The following is an 18,598-nucleotide window of genomic DNA, read 5'->3' as shown; positions in this document are numbered from 1 at the left end:
GTTTGTTCTCCACGCTGCGCAGTTCATTGTCCTAGTCCATGTTAATTAAGCAAGTTAAACGCTGGTTTGTCGCGCGGGCCAATGCCGCGCGATGGAAGCACATGGCCGATTGGGCCGACAGCCGCGGCGCGCAGTTTCGCCAAAGCCGCGATGCACGCGGCTTCCAGATCGAGCAGGCCAAGGCCGCGCCGGGCGGCGCGCTGCGCATCGAGTGGGCGCCTTCGCAGCGCAGCTATATCGAAGGCAATGAGCTGCGCATGCGTTGCGAGCTGGGCCTGCACCCGGATCTGCAGATGATGGTGCTGGCGCGCTCGCTGATGGAGCGGCTGGAGAAGGCGGTGTTCGAGGCCTACACCGACACGCTGAAGACCCGGGTCGATACCGACACGCCCGAGGAGATGCGCTGGCTGGTGATGTTCGCCAAGCTGAAGAACTATCCGCACAAGCTGGTCAAGGAGCGCTTCGGTGCCGTCGCGATCAACCAGGAGGTGGTGTCGGCCTGGCTGGAGAACGCGCTCAGCGACCTGCTGATACAGGCCAGCCAGGACCTGCTGCCCGAGGAGCGGCCTTTTGTGCTGATGGTGCTGCGCGGCAATGTCTATCTGCGCGTCTCCATGCAGGAACCGACCCTGGCCGAGATCCAGGGCCTGGTGAAGCTGCTGGAGACGGCCTGCCGCGAGGCCCAGCGCGTCAATGCGCGGCTGGCCGATGGCGGGCCTTGGCCGACCACCACCTCGGTGGCCTGGCAAAGCCAGCCGCCGCTGGGTGAGCTGCCGGGGCGCTGACGCTCAGGCGGCGCGCTGCGCGAACTGCCAGCCCAGCTCGGCCATCGGCCGGGCGCCGGCCGCCGCCTCGCGGGCCCGCTCGCTGGAGGCCGTGCCGGCCTCGACCCGCTTGGCAATGCCTTGCAGGATGGCGGCGATGCGGAACAGGTTGTAGGCCAGGTAGAAGTTCCAGTCGCGCATCACCAGGGCCATGTCGGCGCGGCCGCTGCGCTCGCAGTAGCGGCGCACATAGGCAAGCTCATCGGGAATGCCCAGCGCGGCCAGATCATGGCCGCCGAGGCCGCGCGCCGCGCCCGAGGTCTGGATATGCCAGGACATGCAGTGATAGCTGAAGTCGGCCAGCGGATGACCGAGGGTCGACAGCTCCCAGTCCAGCACCGCCAGCACGCGCGGCTCGGTCGGGTGGAAGACCAGGTTGTCGAGCCGGTAGTCGCCATGGACGATGGCCACCTCGCGCTCGTCGCGCGCCGAGGCCGGGATGTTCAGCGGCAGCCACTCGATCAACCGGTCCATGGCCTCGTTGGGGCCGGTGACCGAGGCCTGGTATTGCTTGCTCCAGCGGCCGATCTGGCGCTCGAAGTAGTTGCCGGGCTTGCCGTAGCTGGCCAGCCCGGCGGCCGCGAAGTCGACGCTGTGCAGCGCCGCCATCACGCGGTTCATCTCGTCATAGAGGGCGCCGCGCTCGGCCGGGCTCATGCCGGGCAGGCTCTGGTCCCACAAGACCCGACCCTCGATGAACTCCATCACATAGAAGGCGCGGCCGATCACGGCCTCGTCCTCGCACAGCGCCAGCATGTGCGGCACCGGCACCGCCGTGCCCTGCAAGGCCTTCATCACGGTGAACTCACGCTCGATCGCATGGGCCGAGGGCAGCAGCTTGGCGACCGGGCCGGGCTTGGATCGCATCACATAACTGGCGCCGGGCGTGATCAGCTTGTAAGTCGGGTTCGACTGGCCACCCTTGAACTGCTCGACCGTCAGCGGGCCGGCAAAACCTGGCACCTGGTCGGCCAGCCAAGCGCTCAGCGCTTCGGTATCGAGGGCTTGCGCGAGTGCTCGCGTGCCGGTGAATGCGTCGTCCATGGGTCTCCTTATGGGGTGTTCGGTCGGCCCGCGGACGCGGCAGCCGGGATCAGCGCGCTGCGATGGCCATCAGCTTTTCCTTGCTCAGCAGCACCAGGCGGGTGGGTTCGACGCGCACCGCGCCGTCGCGCTCGAAGCCCTTGAGCTCCTGGTTGACGCGCTGGCGCGAGGCGCCCAGCATCTGGGCCAGATCTTCCTGCGCGAGCTGCAGGCCGATGCGGATTTCCTCGCCCTGCGGCACGCCGTAGGAGCGCGCCAGCAGCAGGATCTGCTTGGCCAGGCGCGAGGCCAGCGGCCGGGTGTTCAGATCCTCGACCACATCGAACATCAGGCGCAGGCGCCGGCAGTTCAGCCGCAGCAAGGCCTCGTAGAGCTCGGAGTGACGCGACAGCAATTCCTTGAAGTCGGGCTTGCGCACCACCAGCAAGGTGGTGTCGCCGTGGGTGGTGGCGTCGTGGGTGCGCGGCATGCCGTCGAACAGCGAGATGTCGCCGAACCAGGTGCCGGGCTCCACATAGGTCAGCGTGATCTGCTTGCCCGAGAGCGAGACCGAGCTGACCCGCACCGCCCCCTTGGCCACGCCGACCCATTCCTCGGCCGGTTCGCCTCGGCAGGACAGCAGGGCGTTGTCGCCCAGACGGCGCACCGTGGCACGCGAAAGAATGTCGCCTCGCAAGTGCGCGGACAGTTTGGAGAACCACGACCCCGACTCGATATTGCTGCGTTCAGGAATTGTAAGAACCGTGCTATTCATGCTTAGTCGCTGACGTGACAGCTACAGGCTGCCCTTCGCGGTCATTGTCCATGAGTCTGCCGCGGCACCGACAAGAGGCGGGCACTGTGTGAACAATGGAACAGCTGCGGCTTCGGCGTGCTGATGCTGGGTTTGACCGCACTTGTTGTCGCGCCCGACATGCTAGAGTGCCCAGCAAACAACACACCATCCCTGCATGTATCGAGCCTCGTCTCGCAAGGGTTTGCCCCCCCGCGTTCTCAGCGTGTTCGTCCTCAGTGCGGCAGCGCTAGGCCCCGTGCAGGCGCTGGGTGTCGGACGGCCGCTGACCCTGTCGGCGCTCGGGCAGTCGCTGAACCTGGTGTTCCCGGTGCGGCTGGCCAGCGGCGAGACCTTGAGCCTGGACTGTGTGCGGGCCGAGGTGCTGTCCGGCGAATCGCGGGTGCCGGCCAATCTGATCCAGCTGCAGCTCGAGGGTGATGGCGAGGCGGCGGTGCGCGCGGTGCGGCTGCAAAGCCTGGTGCAGATCGACGAGCCGCTAGTCACGATCAATCTGAGCCTGGGTTGCCCGGCCCGCTTCACCCGCCAGTACACCGCCTTCATCGATCCGCCGGGAGCGGCCACCACGCCGGCAGCGACGCCGGAGCCGGTGCTGCGCCAGTACTCGCCGGCGCTGAGTGCGGCGCTGGCCACGGCCGAGGCCAGGCCCGAGGCCTTGCTGGCGCCGGGCCAGGCCGCCGCTTCGGCGGCACCAGCCCCCCCCGTGGTCAAGCCGCTTGCCAAGGCGCCGGTGCGGCCCCGGCGTCCGGCGCGCAGCCCCAAGCCCAGCCCGGCCCCGATGCTGCAGCTGGAGCCGGCCGAGGTGCTGGCGACCGCGCCGGCCGCGTCAGCCCCCGCCGCATCGGCGCCCGATGCCGCCACGCTGGCCCGCCTGGCCCAGCTTGAGCAGACCTTGCTGAAACTGCAGGCCGAGAATCAAGCCACCCGTCAGGAGCTCAAGCAGGTCAGCCAGCGGCTGGTCGAGGCCCAGGCGGCGGGCTCGCAGGGACCCTGGGTTTACGGATTGGGGTTGCTGAGCCTGATGCTGGCGGGCAGCAGCCTGTATTTCTGGCGCGCCCGTCGCGGCGAGCAACTGTCGCAGGAATCGGCCTGGTGGGACCAGGCGCGCAGCGAGCGTGCGGCCGATCCGGTGGTGCCGGCCGAGCCGAGCAAGCCGGTGGTGCCGACCGCCCCGGCCGTGCCGGCTGCAGCGGCCCCCCCTGCGGCGGTCGAGGTCGTGTCCCACTGGGGCAGCTTGACCTCAGATGAGCCGACCCTGGCCCTGCCCAGCCTGGTCGCGGCGGCACCGCCCCGTCCACAGCCGCCGGCTGTTGCCGCGCTTGAGCAGGCGCCGGAGCCGATCAGCTTCCAGCTGGTGGAGGCGCCGGCTGTCGCGCCGGCGGCCCCGGCCAATGACGTGGTCTCCACCGTCACGGTGGAGGAACTGATCGATCTGGAGCAGCAGATCGATTTCTTCATGGTGCTGGGGCAGGACGCGGCGGCGATCGAGTTGCTGGAAGGGCGCCTGCAAGGTTCGGGCGCCGAGGTGGCCCTGCCACATCTGAAGCTGCTGGAGGTCTTGCAACGGCGTGGCGATGAGGCGGCGTTCGCGATCGCCGCCCAGCGCTATGCCGCCGCATTCGGCATCGCGGCGCCGGCCTGGGGTCCGGCCATCGGTGCCGGCGCCGGGTTGCAGGCGCAGTCCTCCACGCTGGCGCGGCTGCAGGCCTGCTGGCGCGACAGCGGCGCCTGCATGGCCGTGCTGCAGCGCTTGCTGACAGGCCGGCCGCAGGGGTCAGGTCTTGACGGCGGCCTGCTGGACCTGGAAAGCTATCGCGAGCTTCTGATGCTCTACGGTGTCGCGCGCGATCTGTCCGAGCACGAGGTGCGCGGCAACGAGATCGACCTGTTCCTGCCGCTGGATACGCCCGGCTCCAGCGGCATGATGGCGACGATGGCCTGGCAGCCGCCGGCCGGCCAGCGCCCGCCGGCATCGCAGGCGCTGGAGGTCGATATCTCGCTGGACGAACCCGAGCGTCCCTGATCCGCGTGCCGGCTCAGAGCCCGCTCAGCTTGCTCAGTGCCAGCCTCAGGGTTTCGTCCTGCTTGGCAAAGCAGAAGCGGATGATGGGCGCGCTGCTGCCCCCGGCATAAAAGGCCGACAGCGGGATCGCGGCGACGCCGACCTCGCGCGTCAACCACTGGCAGAACTCGGCATCGCCCATCCCGCTGATGGCCGAATAGTCGACGCACTGGAAGTAGCTGCCCTGGGTGGGCAGCAGCTTGAAGCGGCTGCCGCTCAGGCCGGCCGCGAACAGATCGCGCTTGCGCTGGTAGAAGTCCGGCAGGGCCAAATAGGGCGCCGGGTCGGCCATATAGGCGGCCAGGCCGTGCTGGACCGGGGTGTTGACGGTGAACACATTGAACTGATGCACCTTGCGGAACTCGGCCGACAGCGCCGACGGCGCGGCCACATAGCCGACCTTCCAGCCGGTGACGTGATAGGTCTTGCCGAAGCTGGAGATCACGAAGCTGCGTGCCGCCAGCGCCGGAAAGCGCGCCACGCTCTGGTGAGCCTGACCGTCGAACACCATGTGCTCGTAGACCTCGTCGCTGATCAGCAGCACCTCGGTGCCCTCCAGCAGCGCGGCCAGCTGCCGCATCTCGGCATCGCCCCAGACGGTGGCGCTGGGGTTGTGCGGCGTGTTGATGATCAGCGCGCGGGTGCGCGGGCCGATCGCGGCGGCGATGCGCTCGAAGTCGGGGCGGAAGCTGCCCGGCGTCAGCGGCACGCGCACGATCACCCCGCCGGCCAACTCGATATTGGGCGCATAGCTGTCGTAGCAGGGCTCCAACACAATGACCTCGTCACCCGGATGCACGATGGCCAGCAGGGTGGTGAAGATGGCCTGGGTGGCGCCGGCGGTGATGGTGATCTCGCTGCCGGGGTCGTAGCGGTGACCGTAGAGCGCCTCGATCTTGGCCGCGACGGCTTCACGGAGCAGGGGCACGCCGGGCATCGGCGGGTACTGGTTGTGGCCGGCAGCCATCGCGCGGCTGACCGCATCGATCAGGCGTGGATCGCAGTCGAAGTCGGGGAAACCCTGGCCGAGGTTGACGGCCTGGTGCTGATGGGCCAGCGCCGACATGGTGCTGAAGATCGTGGTGCCCACATGGGGCAGGCGGCTTTGCAATCGCATGGTGCTCGGGGTCTGGGGAGTCAAAGTCCATAGTCGCTGGTGTCGCCGCTCATCGCGCGCTCCAGCAGCTTCTTGTCGAGCCGGTCGGACAGCAGCTCGGCAAAGGCATAGACATAGTTGCGCAGATAGGCGCCGCGCTTGAAGGCGATGCGGGCCACGTTCTGGCCGAACAAATGGCCCAGCGGCCGCGACACCAACTCGCCGCCGGGCGCATCCTCGCGCACCGCCATCTCGGCGACGATGCCCGCGCCCATGCCCAGCTTGACATAGGTCTTGATGACGTCGGAGTCGATCGCCTCCAGCACGATATTGGGCGTCAGATGGCGGGCCGCGAAGGCGCGGTCGATGCGGGTGCGACCGGTGAAGCTGGGGTGGTAGGAGACCAGCGGCTCGGCCGCCAGCTGCTCCAGGCTGACCCGCTCGACCTGGGCCAGTGCGTGGCCGGCCGGCACGACCAGCACATGCTGCCATTCGTAGCAGGGCAGCGAAACCAGCTCCTCATGCTCGGACATCGCCTCGGTGGCCAGGCCGACATCGGCGGTCTCGTCGATCAGCATGCGCGCGACCTGCTCCGGATTGCCCTGGTGCAAGCTGATATGGACCTGCGGGAACTGGCGGCGCAACTGGGCCACCGGACCGGGCAGCACATAGCGGGCCTGGGTGTGGGTGGTGGCGATCGACAGGGTGCCGGCGTCCTGCTTCGAGTACTCCTCGCCGATGCGCTTGAGATTGCCGACCTCGCGCATGATGATCTCGATCGACTTCAGCACCTGCAGGCCCGGCTCGGTGATGCGGCGCAGCCGCTTGCCGTGGCGCGAGAAGATGTCGACGCCCAGCTCCTCCTCCAGCTCCAGGATGGCTTTGGAGACGCCGGGCTGCGAGGTGAACAGTGCCTTCGCGGTCTCGGTGAGGTTGAGGTTGCGGCGCGCCGCTTCCTGGACAAAGCGGAATTGATGCAGGTTCATGCGGTGGGTGCGGAGGTGAAGGCCAGGCTGGCCTCGGCCATGGCTTGCATGACGGGGTCTTGTTCGCCGATGGCGGGGTGCAGCAGCCATTGCACGCCGGCATGCTGCTGGCGCAACTGCTCGACCAGCGGTGGCACGTCGCGCCGCACATGGCCGCCGCCGCCCAGGAACAGCGGCACGATATGGATGCGCCGGCAGCCCTGGGCGGCCAGTTGCTGCCCTGCGTCCGCGATGCCGGGCGACAGGAATTCCAGATAGGCCAGGCTCACCGGCATCTCGGGCCGCTGCGCGGCGATGCGGCGCGCGACCTCCTCGAAAGGGCGGGCCCAGGCCGGGTCGCGCGCACCATGCGCAAACAAAAGCATGCCGTCCATCTCGGAGTCCATTCAGCGGTTCAGCGGTAGCGCACCAGCCAGCCGAAGGCGGCCAGCGAGATGCCTAGATAGATCAGGCTGGGTGTGGCGGCCACCGCCCACGGCGTCCAGCCCTTGAGCAGGCCCAGATGGCCGGCCAGATTGTTCAGCAGCACAAAGCTGATGCCCCCCATGATGCCGCCAAAGACCTTCAGGCTGATGCCGCCGGCGCGGCCATGCAGATAGGCGAAGGGCAGGGCCAGCGCCACCATCACCAGGCAGGCAAAGGGGTAGAAGGCCTTGCGCCAGAACTGGATGTCATGCTGCTGGGCCGACTGCTCCTGGGCCGACAGATGCTGGGTGTAGCGGTAGAGCTCGGCGGTCGACATGGTCTTGGCCGGCAGCAGCGCGGCGCTGATCACATTGATGGTCAGGCCACTGGGCCAGTCCAGCGTGGCTAGTTTCTGTTCGCTGACCTGGGGCGTGCCGTCCGCCGCCGTCTGCCAGCGGGTTTGCAGGACCTCGCTGAGGCGCCAGACACCATTGGGTTCGACCTTGGCGCTGGCCGCCTCGGTGCGCGACAGCAGGCCGCCCTGGGCGTCGAACTCGAAGATGCGCACCTTGTCGAGCTCGCCCGGCGCCTTGGCGCGCTGCACATTGACCGAATAGCTGCGCTCGACGCCGCCGATCTGCTGCTTGTCCTTGAGCCAGGCACTGTTGCCGCTGCGGGCGACCCCACCGGTTAGCCGGGCGCGCTGCTGCTCGGCCTGGCGCTCGAACTGCGGGGCCACATAGTCGCCCACCACAAAGGTCAGCGCGGCAAAGCCCAGCGCCAGCGTCGTCAGCAGGCTCAGCGCGCGGCCGGGGCCCAGGCCGCCGGTGCGCAAGATCGTGAACTCGCTGGACTGGGCCATGCGGGCCAGCGAGTAGATGCTGCCGATCAGCACCGCGATCGGGAACAGCTCGTAGAAGTGGCCCGGCTGTTCCAGCAGGGACAGCCAGGCGGCCTGGCCGGCACCGATGCCACGGCGGCCCAGACGGTCGAGTTCGTCGACAAAGTCGATGAAGTAGAACAGCGACAAGAAGGCCAGCACGACGAACAGCACCGAGCCCAGGATGTCGCGGTAGAGCAGGCTGCGTACGGCTCTCATGCGGCCGCTCCCTTGGCCGCTCGGCCGCCGCTGCGCCTGGGCAGCAGCAGCCGGTTGCCCTGGTCGCGCAGCCACAGCAGGGACAGCGCGATGAAGAGGGCGCCGCCATGCACGGTGGCCAGCGCGCCGCCCATGCCCATGCGCCCGGCGGCGACCCAGGACTGCGACAGATTGATCAGATTGAAATAGACCACAAAGCTCAGCAGGGCGAACAGCAGGTTCCAGTTATTGGCCCGGCGCGGGTTGGCGGCCGACATGCCTATGCCCAGCAGCACCATATTGACCGCGCCCAGCGCGATGCCCAGGCGCCAGGTCAGCTCGCCGCGCTGGCGCAGATTGGTGCTGCGCAGCAGGTCCAGCGTGTCCATGGCCTTGGGCGGCAGGGCCTCGACCGAGCGCATCACCTGGCTGTCGGCCAGCAGCCGGTAGCGCTCGAAGCGGGCCAGGCTTTTCTCGCCGCTCTGCCGGTTCATCTCGTTGCGCTGGCCTTGCTCCAGCACCAGATAGCGGTCGCCGTCCTCCAGTTCGATATGGCCTTTGTGCGAGGTCGTGACCGACTCGCTGTGTTCGGTATTGCTGAGGATGAAGACATTGCGGCCGACCCGGCCGCCATTGCCGGCGTCGCTGTCGCGGTCGATGAAGAAGACCCGGGAGCCGTCTCGCGAGCTCTGGAACTGGCCCGGCGCGACGCGCGACAGATCCGAGCGCTTCTCGTAGCTCTCCTTGAGTTGGGCGCTGTTGCGGTTGCCCCAGGGCCAGACCACCAGTACCAGCGCGAGGATCACGATCAGCACCGGCCAGGCGGTGCGCAGCACCGGCTTGACGAAACGCGACAGCCCGATGCCGCTGGCGAACCAGATCGTCATCTCGGACTCGCGGTACATGCGGCCCAGGGTCGCGACGATGGCGACGAACAGCGACAGGCTGAGCATGGTCGGCAGATGGCCCAGGGCGGCGTAGCCCATCAGCAGCAGCACGTCCTGCGGCGCCACGCTGCCGCCGGCCGCCTGGCCGAGGGTGCGGATCAGCATCATGGTCAGGACGATGGTCAGGATGACCACGAGGGTCACGCCGAAGCTGCGCGCCAGCTCTTTGCGTACGGTGGAATCGAATAACATCCGGGCACTTTATTTATTCCACGACATTATGGACTTCCGTACTCAGTCTGCGTCCCTGGACGCGTTGGCCGGCGTCAACGCCGATGCTTTGATCCTGCTGGTCGGCGGCGATACCGTGCCGGCTGGGTTGGATGCCAGCGTCGCGGCGGCGCTCAAGGACGCGATCAAGCTCGGCGATTTCGAGCTCAAGGCCGGCAAGACGCTGGTGCTGCAGCGCGTGGCCGGCATCAAGGCGCCGCGTCTGGTGCTGGCCGCCATCGGCAAGCCCTCGGTCAAGGCCGCCCGCGCGGCCGTGCTGGCGGCGGTGACGGCGCTGAAGAGCCGCGGCGCCGCGCACGCCGCTGTGGCGTTTGCCGGTATTGACGGCCTCAGCGAAAGCCTGGTCGAGCAGACCGTGCTGGCGGCCGCCGAAGCGCTTTATCTGTACCGCAACACCAAGCCCAGCGCGGCCAAGCCGGCGGCGCTGGGTAAGCTGACCCTGCTGGCCGACAAGGCCGACGCGAAGACGCTCAAGACCGGGCTGGCGCGCGGCGAAGCCATCGCTGCCGGTATTGCGGTGGCGCGCGAGGCTGCCAATCTGCCGCCGAACTATGCAACGCCGACCTATTTGGCCGAGCAGACCAAGGCCTTGGGCCGCAGCCATGGCATCAAGGTCGAGGTGCTGGACCAGAAGGCGGTCGAGAAGCTGGGCATGGGCAGTTTCCTGTCGGTGGCCAAGGGCTCGGACGAGCCGCTGCGTTTCATCGTCGCCCGCTATGAAGGCGCGGCCAAGACGGTGGCGCCGGTGGTGCTGGTCGGCAAGGGCATCACCTTCGACTCAGGTGGCATCTCGCTGAAGCCGGGCGCCGGCATGGACGAGATGAAGTTCGATATGGGCGGCGCGGCCAGCGTGCTGGGCACGCTGCGCGCGGTGGCCGAGCTCAAGCCCAAGCTGAACCTGGTGGTCATCATCGCGGCCTGCGAGAACATGCCCAGCGCCCGTGCGGTCAAGCCCGGTGATGTCGTGACGTCGATGTCGGGCCAGACCATCGAGATCCTGAACACCGATGCCGAAGGCCGGCTGATCCTGTGCGACGCGCTGACCTATGCCGAGCGCTTCAAGCCGGCGGTGGTGGTCGACGTGGCCACGCTGACCGGCGCCTGTGTGATCGCGCTGGGCGGCGTGCGCAGCGGCATGTATGCCAGCGACGACGAGCTGGCGGCCTCGCTGTCGGCCGCTGGCGAGGCGGCGCTCGACCCCTGCTGGCGCCTGCCGCTGGACGACGAGTATGAAGAGGGCCTGAAGAGCAACTTCGCCGATGTGGCCAATGTGGCCGGTCGCGAAGGCGGCTCGATCACGGCGGCCAAGTTCCTGCAGCGCTTCGCCTCGAAGTACCGCTGGGGCCATCTGGACATCGCCGGCACGGCCTGGAAGGGCGGCGGCGCCAAGGGCAGCACCGGCCGCCCGGTCGGTCTGCTGACGCATTTCGTGCTGTCGCAGGCGCGTTGATGCGGATGGTTCGGGGCGAGCCGGCATGACGGCGGTCAGCTTCTACACCCATGTGCCGGAGCGCCTGAGCTATCTGTGCCGCCTGCTGCGCAAGGCGCAGCAGAGCGGTGCCAAGGTGGCGGTGGTCGGCCCGGCCCCACTGCTGGATCGGCTGGACGCCGCGCTGTGGAGCTTCGAGCCGACCGAGTTCGTGCCCCATCTGCGCTGGCGCGGTGCCGCCCAGTCCGGCCTGCTGACCGCCACGCCTATCGTGCTCGCCGAGCGGGCCGGCGAGCAGCCGCATCGCGAGGTCTTGCTGAACCTGGGCCCTGATCTGCCCGCGGACTTCGAGCAGTTCCAGCGTGTGCTGGAGGTGGTGTCGCGCGAGCCCGAGCAGGTGCAGGCGGGCCGCCAGCGCTTCAAGACCTACAAGGCCATGGGGCATGAGGTCACCCATCACGAGGTTGGCGCTTGAGCCCGCATCCGCCGCGCGTCGTGCCGACGCTGACCGAGGTGCTGGACGAAGGCAGCTGGCAGCCCATGCCGCCAGCGACCAGCGTTGAGCCGGCCCCCGGCGAGGTGGATTTTGAGCTGGATCTGGGCTTTTCGGCGGCGCCATCAGCGCCGCCTACCCCCGTGCCGGAACCGCTGGACGAGGTGGCAGACCGCATGCGCGAGGCCTTGAGCCCTGCGCTGACTCAGGACCTTGATCAGTGGCTGGAACACAGCCTGCGGGCGACGCTGGAGCGGGCGACCGCGCAACTGCATGAGTCCCTGATGCTGGAGTTGCGGCAGCAACTGACGCCGCGTCTGGAGCAGATGGTGGAGCGTGCCGTACAGGACTGGCTGCAGCGCGAGCGGCGGGGCTGCTAGCTCGGACGACCCTGTCAACCACGGCCGGGAATCCGCGTTCTGGCAGGGCTGAGTTCGAATTCAATCTGTGGCCAAACCCGTTCCCAGGCCCGCGCTTTCCCCATGGAGAAGCGTTCTGATTTCGGTTATGTTCCTTGGGTTGATATCTCAACAGCAATAGCTCTCCTTCTTCCAACTCGGAGGTAATTCATGCAAGTTAAGTTGAATGTGATTGTTGGCGCGGTCGCTGTGGTGCTGAGCGGCACCGCGATGTCGCAAGAGCTGGTCGTCAAGATCGGCCATGTCGGCCCGACCAGCGGCGCGATTGCCCACCTGGGCAAGGACAATGAGTTGGGCGCCCGCATGGCCATCGATGATCTGAACGCCAAGGGCGTGACCATCGGCGGCAAGAAGGCCAAGTTCGAGCTGCTGGCCGAAGACGATGCCGGTGATCCGAAGCAGGGCACGGCCGCGGCACAGAAGCTGATGGACTCCAAGGTCAACGGCGTGATCGGCCACCTGAACTCGGGTACTTCGATTCCGGCTTCCAAGGTCTATAGCGACGCTGGTGTGCCGCAGATCTCGCCGTCGGCGACCAATCCCAAGTTCACCCGCAATGGCTACAAGACCGCCTTCCGCGTCGTCGCCGATGACGTGCACCTGGGTGGCACGCTGGGCAAGTACGCCGTCAAGGAGCTCAAGGGCAAGTCGATCGCCGTGATCGATGACCGCACGGCCTATGGCCAGGGCGTGGCCGATGAGTTCGAAAAGGGCGTCAAGGGCGCCGGCGGCAAGGTCGTCGGCCGCGAGTTCACCAATGACAAGGCCACGGACTTCACCGCCATCCTGACCTCCTTGAAGGCCAAGAAGCCCGATGTGGTCTTCTTCGGCGGCATGGATGCGGTGGCTGGCCCGATGCTGCGCCAGATGAAGCAACTGGGCATCGAGGCCAAGTTCATGGGCGGCGATGGCATCTGCTCGGGCGAGCTGCCCAAGCTGGCGGCCGGCACGATGGCCGACAACCAGGTGGTCTGTGCCGAAGCCGGCGGTGTTGAGGGCGAGTCCAAGAAGTCGATGGATGACTTCAAGGCCAAGTTCAAGGCCAAGTACAAGGCCGATGTGCAGATCTACGCACCTTACGTCTATGACTCGGTCAATGTGATGGTCGATGCGATGGTCAAGGCCGGTTCGGCCGAGCCGGCGAAGTACCTGCCGGTGCTGGCCAAGACCGATGGTTACAAGGGCGTGACCGGCACGATCTCGTTTGACAACAAGGGCGACATCAAGAATGGCGCGCTGACCCTGTTCACCTACAAGGCCGGTGCCCGTCAGCAAATCGCTGTCGTGCGTTAAGCCAGCCACGCTCAAACCATCGTCGTTTTTCGACATTGAGCCCAAGCGCCCACTTCGGTGGGCGCTTTTTTGTTGCCGTCAGGCGAGTGTTGTTCGGCGCGAGGCCGCGCAATGGCGCGAGCTTGTGCAATACGCACGCGGCCGGCCAGTCGCCATGTCAGCGGCTCATCCAAATGCGTTCTACTGCGTCATCGGCAGGTTCAAGTCACCGTCAGCGTCTCGGAATCGATTGTTCTCGACCGTTTGTTTGCCCATGCTGTCAGGGCTTGGGATCAGGGTTTGGCAGTCAAGATCAGTTCCCCGCTTTCAAGGACAGCGCACCCTTTAAACGGGGGGCTTTCAAGAGAGGGTCAGGAGGGCATGATTCGGGCGCAATGCGGATTTCCGATGTCGGCCTGCCAGGCAGTTCGGGTCCCGTTCGGTTCGAGAGGGGTGGCTAGAAAGTCGCTTGTACCGAGCCAGGGCAGCCGGCAGGCAGTTCCTCAATGACGGCATATCGTTTTTGAGGTAGGCGGAAATCAAACTCGGAAGCGGTGTCCAACTGCCGAGTCCAGCGATTGGGGATGAGCATGGTTCGAATATTCAATCACTATTTGCATCGGCGTACGCTGCTTCAGGTTTTCTTCGATCTAGGCCTGATCATTGTGGCCGTGTTTGCGGTGGTACTCAGTCAGGGCGAAGGCGCCGGCCAGGTGATCCCATTCGCGGCCTCCCAAGGTCTGTCGCTGGCAGGCTGTATGTTTGTGATCAATTCGGCCACGGGTTTCTACCAGCATGTGCACAACCGCTCGGTGACCGAGTCCTGCGCACGCGGCCTGCTCGCCCTGCTGGTGGCCCTGCCGCTGGCTTATGGCATTTTCAGTTTTCTGCCGACCAGTGCAGACAACCGCGACTTGATGACTTTTGCGGCCATGGCATCGGTTGCCGCCGTGCTGGTGCATCGCGTCTATGCCGCACATTCGGTGTCCCAGTCGCAGACCAAGACCAAGATTCTGATCTTCGGTTCGGGCGAGGCGGCCAAGACCGTGGGTCACACACTCCGGGCTGCGGATCCTCATGCCCAGATCGTCGGTTACTTCGCCGGTCCGAATGAGGTGGAACCGGCCGTGCCTCGCTCGCAGCTGATTGAGGCTCAGGGCAGCTTGACCGAAACGGCCTTGCGTCTGGGCGTCGACGAAATTGTCGTGGCCTTGTCGGAGCGTCGCGGAGGCAGCATGCCTTTGCGGCAGTTGCTGGATTGCAAGCTGTATGGCGTTCGTGTCGTCGACATCGCCACCTACTTTGAAAAGACCCTGGCTCAGATCAAGATCAGCCATGTCAATGCCGGCTGGCTCATCTTTGGTGACGGTTTCAACCAAGGGGTGATCCGCACCGCCGTAAAACGCAGCTTTGATCTGGTGTTCTCGGCCCTGATCCTGCTGCTGGCCGCGCCCATCATGCTGGTGACGGCGGTGATGGTGGCATTGGAGTCACGCGGCCCGATTTTCTATCGCCAGGAGCGCGTCGGGCTGAATGGCGAGGTTTTCAAGGTCATCAAGTTCCGCAGCATGCGTACCGATGCCGAGAAAGACGGCAAGCCGCGTTGGGCCAGCGTCAATGATGACCGTGTGACGCGCGTAGGCCGATTCATTCGCCGGGTGCGCATTGATGAACTGCCGCAGCTGATCAATGTGCTGAAGGGCGAGATGAGCCTGGTCGGCCCGCGGCCCGAGCGCCAGTACTTTGTCGACGAATTGGTCGCGCAAGTTCCTTATTTCGCAGTGCGCCATAGCGTCAAGCCCGGCGTTACCGGCTGGGCACAGGTTCGTTACGAGTACGGCTCCACGGTCGAGGATTCGGTCGAGAAGCTGCAGTACGACCTCTACTATGTGAAGAACCACACCTTGTTCCTTGATCTGCTGATCATGTTGGAGACGGTGGCGGTTGTGCTGACAGGCAAGGGTGCCCGCTGAGCCCGATCGAGTTGGCGGCCCGGTGCCGCTGGCTGGCTCCGCCTGATCGCGCATGGTTGAACAAGGCATGCTAGCCGGGGAATTCGATATCAGCCTGCTGTCCTACGGGCTGGCTTGTCTGTGCTACTTCGGCCTCTTCATTTTGTATGCAGGCCGCTTATGGCGCATCGGTGATCGCCTGACCCCTGCCAACTGGCTTTTCTGTGCCGCTTTGCTGGCGAGTGTTGTCTGGGCTGCGATCGGTTTGGGGGCGCATTACCGTCCTTGGCGATGGCTGGGTGATTTGCTGCTGCCGACCGCCGATATCCTGCGCTACGGCCTCTGGTTTGGCTTCATTTTGCTGCTGTTGCGGCCAGCATGGGCTGAGCGCCCGCAGCGTGCTTTGCCCCTTGCCGCAATCGCGGCTCTGCTGCTGGCGCTGAGCCTGCAGCTGATCCAGGAATTCGGCCCTTATCGGATTTCCGCACTCGAGCGTCCTGTTGCATTCTCCGGCCTGGCTCTCGCTGTGGTGGGCCTGATGCTGGTCGAGCAGTTGCTGCGCAGCATCAAGGGTGATGCCCGCTGGAGCGCCAAGCCCGTTTGCCTCGCCTTGGGCTCGCTTTTCATCTTCGACCTCTATACCTACTCCCAGGCCGCGCTGTTCAGACAGTTTGATGGCGATGCGATCGGCATACGTCCCGCAGTGCACACGATTGCTGCACCCTTGCTGTTCATCGCCTCACGTCGGCACAAGGATTGGTTGTCCAAACTGCATGTCTCGCGCGCGGCAGTGTTCCATTCGGCGACCCTGCTGATCGCCGGCGCCTATCTCCTGCTCGTCTCGGCGGTCGGTTACTACGTTCGCTACACCGGGGGCAACTGGGGGCGGGCCTTGCAGATGGCGCTGATGGTGGTCGGTCTGCTGGCCTTGGTGATGGTGCTGCTCTCGGGTGCCATGCGAGCCAAGCTGCGCGTCTACATCAGCAAGAACTTCTTCAGTTATCGCTATGACTATCGAGAGGAGTGGCTTCGTTTCACGGCGATGCTGTCGTCTCAGAGTTCACCGCAGGAGCTGGGGATCTCGGTGATCAAGGGCTTGGCCAATCTGGTGGAGAGCCCCGCAGGCACCTTGTGGCTACGGCATGGCGTGCAGGCCGAGTATTCGCAGTCGGCGCATTGGAATATGCCGGCGCGCAGCGAGCGCGAGCCGGCCGACTCGCCGATGGCGCAGTTCCTTCGCCAGCGGCATTGGATTGTCGACTTTGATGAACTGCGGCGCGCACCGCAAAACTATCCCGGCTTTGAATGCCCACCCTGGCTGCATGACGATGCGCGCTGCTGGCTGCTGGTGCCCCTGGTGGTCGGTGCCGAGCTGATCGGCTTCGTGCTGCTCGGCCGACCCCGTACGCCCTTGGAGCTCAACTGGGAGGTGCGCGACCTGTTGCGCACGGCGAGCAGCCAGGCCTCCAGCTACCTGGCCCAGATGCAGGCCACCGAGGCGCTGCTCGAGGCGCGCAAGTTCGACGCCTTCAACCGCATGTCGGCCTTTGTGGTGCATGACCTGAAGAACATCGTGACCCAGCTGTCCTTGATGATGAAGAATGCTCGCCGGCTGCGCGACAACCCCGAGTTCCAGGAAGACATGCTGGCCACGGTCGAGAACTCCTTGGAGAAGATGCGCCAGCTGATGCTGCAGTTGCGTGAAGGGGAGTCGCCCCACGGCCTGTCGCGCGGGGTGGACCTGGCGCCGATTGCGCGTCGCCTCGCTGCCGCAGCCCAGAGCAAGGGGCGGGAGTTGCAGCTGGATATTCAGGCTGCGGCAAGTACCCGTGGCCATGAGGAGCGAGTCGAGCGGGTCATCGGTCATGCGGTGCAGAACGCTTTTGATGCCACCCCCGAGCAGGGCCGGGTGTGGCTGCAACTGAATGTCGAGGGCAGCTATGCGCGCATCGAGGTGGGCGACACGGGTTGCGGCATGTCCGAGGAGTTCATCCGAACCCGCTTGTTCAAGCCCTTTCAGACCACCAAGTCCAGCGGCATGGGCATCGGTGCGTTCGAGAGTTTTCAGTACCTGAATGAGCTCGGAGGCAAGATCAACGTGGACAGTGCAATTGATCGAGGCACCAGAATTACCATCTTGCTCCCTCTGTTCCGCGCCTCGCAGGCTTCGGACCTGGGTATGCTCGGCGCTAAATGACAACACCCCGCCAACAACCGCTGCTGATCGTCGAAGACGACCTGGCTTTGCAGAAACAGATCAAATGGTCGCTCGATGGTTTCGAGTCGGTGCTGGCTGACGATGGCCCTTCGGCGCTGCTGCAGTTTCGGCGCCACTCACCCGCCGTGGTCACGATGGATCTGGGCCTGCCACCCGACCAGGACTCGGTGACCGAGGGCTTCAAGCTGCTGGAAAAGATGCTGGAGCTCGACCCTGGCGTCAAAGTCATTGTGTTGACCGGCCAGAATGACCAGAGCAATGCGCTGCGAGCCATTCGTCTTGGCGCCTACGACTTCCTGGCCAAGCCGGTCGATCCCGATGTGCTGAGCTTGACGGTCGAGCGCGCCTATCGGCTTTACGAGTTGCAGCAGGAGAACAAGCGCCTGCAGACCCAGCAGCAGAGCGAGGCCCTGGGTGGCCTGGTGACGCGCGATGCGCAGATGCAGAAGTTGTGCCGCACGATTGAGAAAGTAGCGCCCAGCGACGCGACCGTGTTGTTGCTCGGCGAGAGCGGTACGGGCAAAGAGCTGCTGGCCCAGGGGCTGCACGATGCCTCCAGGCGCAAAGGTCGCTTCGTCGCGATCAACTGCGCGGCCATTCCCGAGAATCTGCTGGAAAGCGAGCTGTTCGGCTATGAGCGCGGCGCGTTCACCGGTGCCAATAAAACGACCATTGGCAAGATCGAGACGGCCAATGGCGGCACCTTGATGCTGGACGAGATCGGCGATCTTCCCCATGCCCTGCAAGCCAAGCTGCTGCGTTTTCTGCAGCAGCGCACCGTGGAGCGGGTGGGCGGTCGACAGGAGATTGCCATCGATGTTCGCGTCGTCGGTGCCACTCACCAGGACCTGAAGCAACTGATTGCCGATGGACGTTTCCGCGAGGATCTCTACTACCGACTGGCCGAGATCGTGGTCGAGATCCCGCCTCTGCGCCAGCGTCAGGGCGATGCGGTGTTGTTGTGCCATTCCTTTTTGCGGCGCTATGCGGCCGAGCAGCGCCGCAGCCAGCTGAGCCTCAGTGAGGAGGCGGTCCGCATGATCGAGGCCTATCACTGGCCGGGCAATGTCCGTGAGTTGCAGAATCTGATGAAGCGTGCGGCCATCATGGCCGATGGCGATCGCCTGACCGGGGAAGACCTCGGCTTGCCGCACCCCGCCAACGATGCCGATGAGGCGATGGCGACCCTGGATCTGCGTACTGTCCGAGAGCGTGCCGAGCGCGCTGCGGTCGTGACGGCGCTGGCGCGTGCCGATGGCAGCATCGTCAAGGCCTCCGAGATACTGGGCGTGAGTCGCCCGACCTTGTACGACCTGATGAGCAGGCTGCAAATCAAGTAACACTGAAGG

General features: G+C 65.6%; 16 protein-coding genes. 9 read left to right on the top strand and 7 right to left on the bottom strand.

Annotation, left to right across the window (positions count from 1 at the left end; genetic code table 11):
* The first annotated feature begins 101 nt into the window (after nucleotides 1-101).
* The gene (locus tag ABGI63_RS18380; RefSeq protein ID WP_349743820.1) at nucleotides 102-785 is read left to right on the top strand and encodes a hypothetical protein; all 684 of its coding nucleotides are present in this window, start codon (nucleotides 102-104) and stop codon (nucleotides 783-785) included.
* Between the two features lie 3 nt (nucleotides 786-788).
* Here ABGI63_RS18380 and ABGI63_RS18375 read toward each other — a convergent pair whose 3' ends face one another.
* Nucleotides 789-1,868 (bottom strand): phosphotransferase, encoded by a 1,080-nt coding sequence (locus tag ABGI63_RS18375; RefSeq protein ID WP_349743819.1) that lies wholly within the window; start codon nucleotides 1,866-1,868, stop codon nucleotides 789-791.
* 49 nt (nucleotides 1,869-1,917) lie between these two features.
* Entirely contained in the window at nucleotides 1,918-2,622 is a 705-nt protein-coding gene (locus ABGI63_RS18370) for a Crp/Fnr family transcriptional regulator (RefSeq protein WP_349743818.1), read from the bottom strand.
* Nucleotides 2,623-2,866: 244 nt separating this feature from the next.
* On the opposite strand from ABGI63_RS18370, the gene ABGI63_RS18365 reads away from it, so the two are divergent.
* Entirely contained in the window at nucleotides 2,867-4,684 is a 1,818-nt protein-coding gene (locus tag ABGI63_RS18365) for a type IV pilus assembly protein FimV (protein WP_349743817.1), read from the top strand.
* A 13-nt stretch (nucleotides 4,685-4,697) separates the two neighbouring features.
* Here the strand turns inward: ABGI63_RS18365 and ABGI63_RS18360 are convergent, their stop codons facing one another.
* From ABGI63_RS18360 to lptF, 5 genes are read right to left on the bottom strand one after another with little or no spacing between them, the layout of a single operon-like run.
* Nucleotides 4,698-5,840: a pyridoxal phosphate-dependent aminotransferase gene (locus tag ABGI63_RS18360; protein ID WP_349743815.1), complete on the bottom strand. Its 1,143-nt coding sequence runs from the start codon at nucleotides 5,838-5,840 to the stop codon at nucleotides 4,698-4,700.
* Between the two features lie 20 nt (nucleotides 5,841-5,860).
* Nucleotides 5,861-6,805, bottom strand: coding sequence for a CysB family HTH-type transcriptional regulator (locus tag ABGI63_RS18355; protein ID WP_349743813.1), 945 nt, complete (start codon nucleotides 6,803-6,805; stop codon nucleotides 5,861-5,863).
* Nucleotides 6,802-7,179 carry a sirohydrochlorin chelatase gene (locus tag ABGI63_RS18350; protein WP_137940903.1) on the bottom strand — a complete coding sequence of 126 codons (378 nt, stop codon included), beginning with the start codon at nucleotides 7,177-7,179 and terminating at the stop codon, nucleotides 6,802-6,804. The genes ABGI63_RS18355 and ABGI63_RS18350 overlap by 4 nt, the downstream gene beginning before the upstream one ends.
* Before the next feature lie 20 nt (nucleotides 7,180-7,199).
* A complete protein-coding gene (gene lptG, locus ABGI63_RS18345; RefSeq protein ID WP_349743812.1) occupies nucleotides 7,200-8,309 on the bottom strand; it encodes an LPS export ABC transporter permease LptG in 1,110 nt (369 codons plus the stop codon).
* Nucleotides 8,306-9,427, bottom strand: coding sequence for an LPS export ABC transporter permease LptF (gene lptF, locus ABGI63_RS18340; RefSeq protein ID WP_349743811.1), 1,122 nt, complete (start codon nucleotides 9,425-9,427; stop codon nucleotides 8,306-8,308). Before lptF ends, lptG begins: the two co-directional genes overlap by 4 nt.
* Nucleotides 9,428-9,455: 28 nt before the next feature.
* Here lptF and ABGI63_RS18335 point away from each other — a divergent pair, with 28 nt between their 5' ends.
* The 7 genes from ABGI63_RS18335 to prsR all read left to right on the top strand — a co-directional run bounded on the left by ABGI63_RS18335 (nucleotide 9,456) and on the right by prsR (nucleotide 18,589).
* Nucleotides 9,456-10,916 carry a leucyl aminopeptidase gene (locus tag ABGI63_RS18335; RefSeq protein ID WP_349743810.1) on the top strand — a complete coding sequence of 487 codons (1,461 nt, stop codon included), beginning with the start codon at nucleotides 9,456-9,458 and terminating at the stop codon, nucleotides 10,914-10,916.
* Between the two features lie 25 nt (nucleotides 10,917-10,941).
* Nucleotides 10,942-11,370, top strand: a complete 429-nt coding sequence (locus ABGI63_RS18330; RefSeq protein ID WP_349743809.1) for a DNA polymerase III subunit chi — start codon at nucleotides 10,942-10,944, stop codon at nucleotides 11,368-11,370.
* Nucleotides 11,367-11,768 (top strand): hypothetical protein, encoded by a 402-nt coding sequence (locus ABGI63_RS18325; protein ID WP_349743808.1) that lies wholly within the window; start codon nucleotides 11,367-11,369, stop codon nucleotides 11,766-11,768. Before ABGI63_RS18330 ends, ABGI63_RS18325 begins: the two co-directional genes overlap by 4 nt.
* A gap of 189 nt (nucleotides 11,769-11,957) precedes the next feature.
* Complete coding sequence (locus ABGI63_RS18320) at nucleotides 11,958-13,100, top strand: branched-chain amino acid ABC transporter substrate-binding protein (protein WP_137940706.1); 1,143 nt, start codon at nucleotides 11,958-11,960, stop codon at nucleotides 13,098-13,100.
* A 563-nt stretch (nucleotides 13,101-13,663) separates the two neighbouring features.
* Nucleotides 13,664-15,052 (top strand): TIGR03013 family XrtA/PEP-CTERM system glycosyltransferase, encoded by a 1,389-nt coding sequence (locus ABGI63_RS18315; RefSeq protein WP_349743807.1) that lies wholly within the window; start codon nucleotides 13,664-13,666, stop codon nucleotides 15,050-15,052.
* A gap of 52 nt (nucleotides 15,053-15,104) precedes the next feature.
* Entirely contained in the window at nucleotides 15,105-17,228 is a 2,124-nt protein-coding gene (prsK, locus tag ABGI63_RS18310) for an XrtA/PEP-CTERM system histidine kinase PrsK (protein ID WP_349743806.1), read from the top strand.
* On the top strand, nucleotides 17,225-18,589 hold the full coding sequence (gene prsR / locus ABGI63_RS18305) for a PEP-CTERM-box response regulator transcription factor (protein ID WP_349743805.1): 1,365 nt from the start codon (nucleotides 17,225-17,227) through the stop codon (nucleotides 18,587-18,589). Before prsK ends, prsR begins: the two co-directional genes overlap by 4 nt.
* Nucleotides 18,590-18,598: the final 9 nt, after the last annotated feature.

Origin of the sequence: Roseateles cavernae, assembly GCF_040187885.1 — a bacterium.
In the GTDB taxonomy this organism is placed as follows: Bacteria; Pseudomonadota; Gammaproteobacteria; order Burkholderiales; family Burkholderiaceae_C; genus Roseateles_E; species Roseateles_E cavernae.
This window is presented reverse-complemented; position numbering and strand designations above follow the sequence as displayed.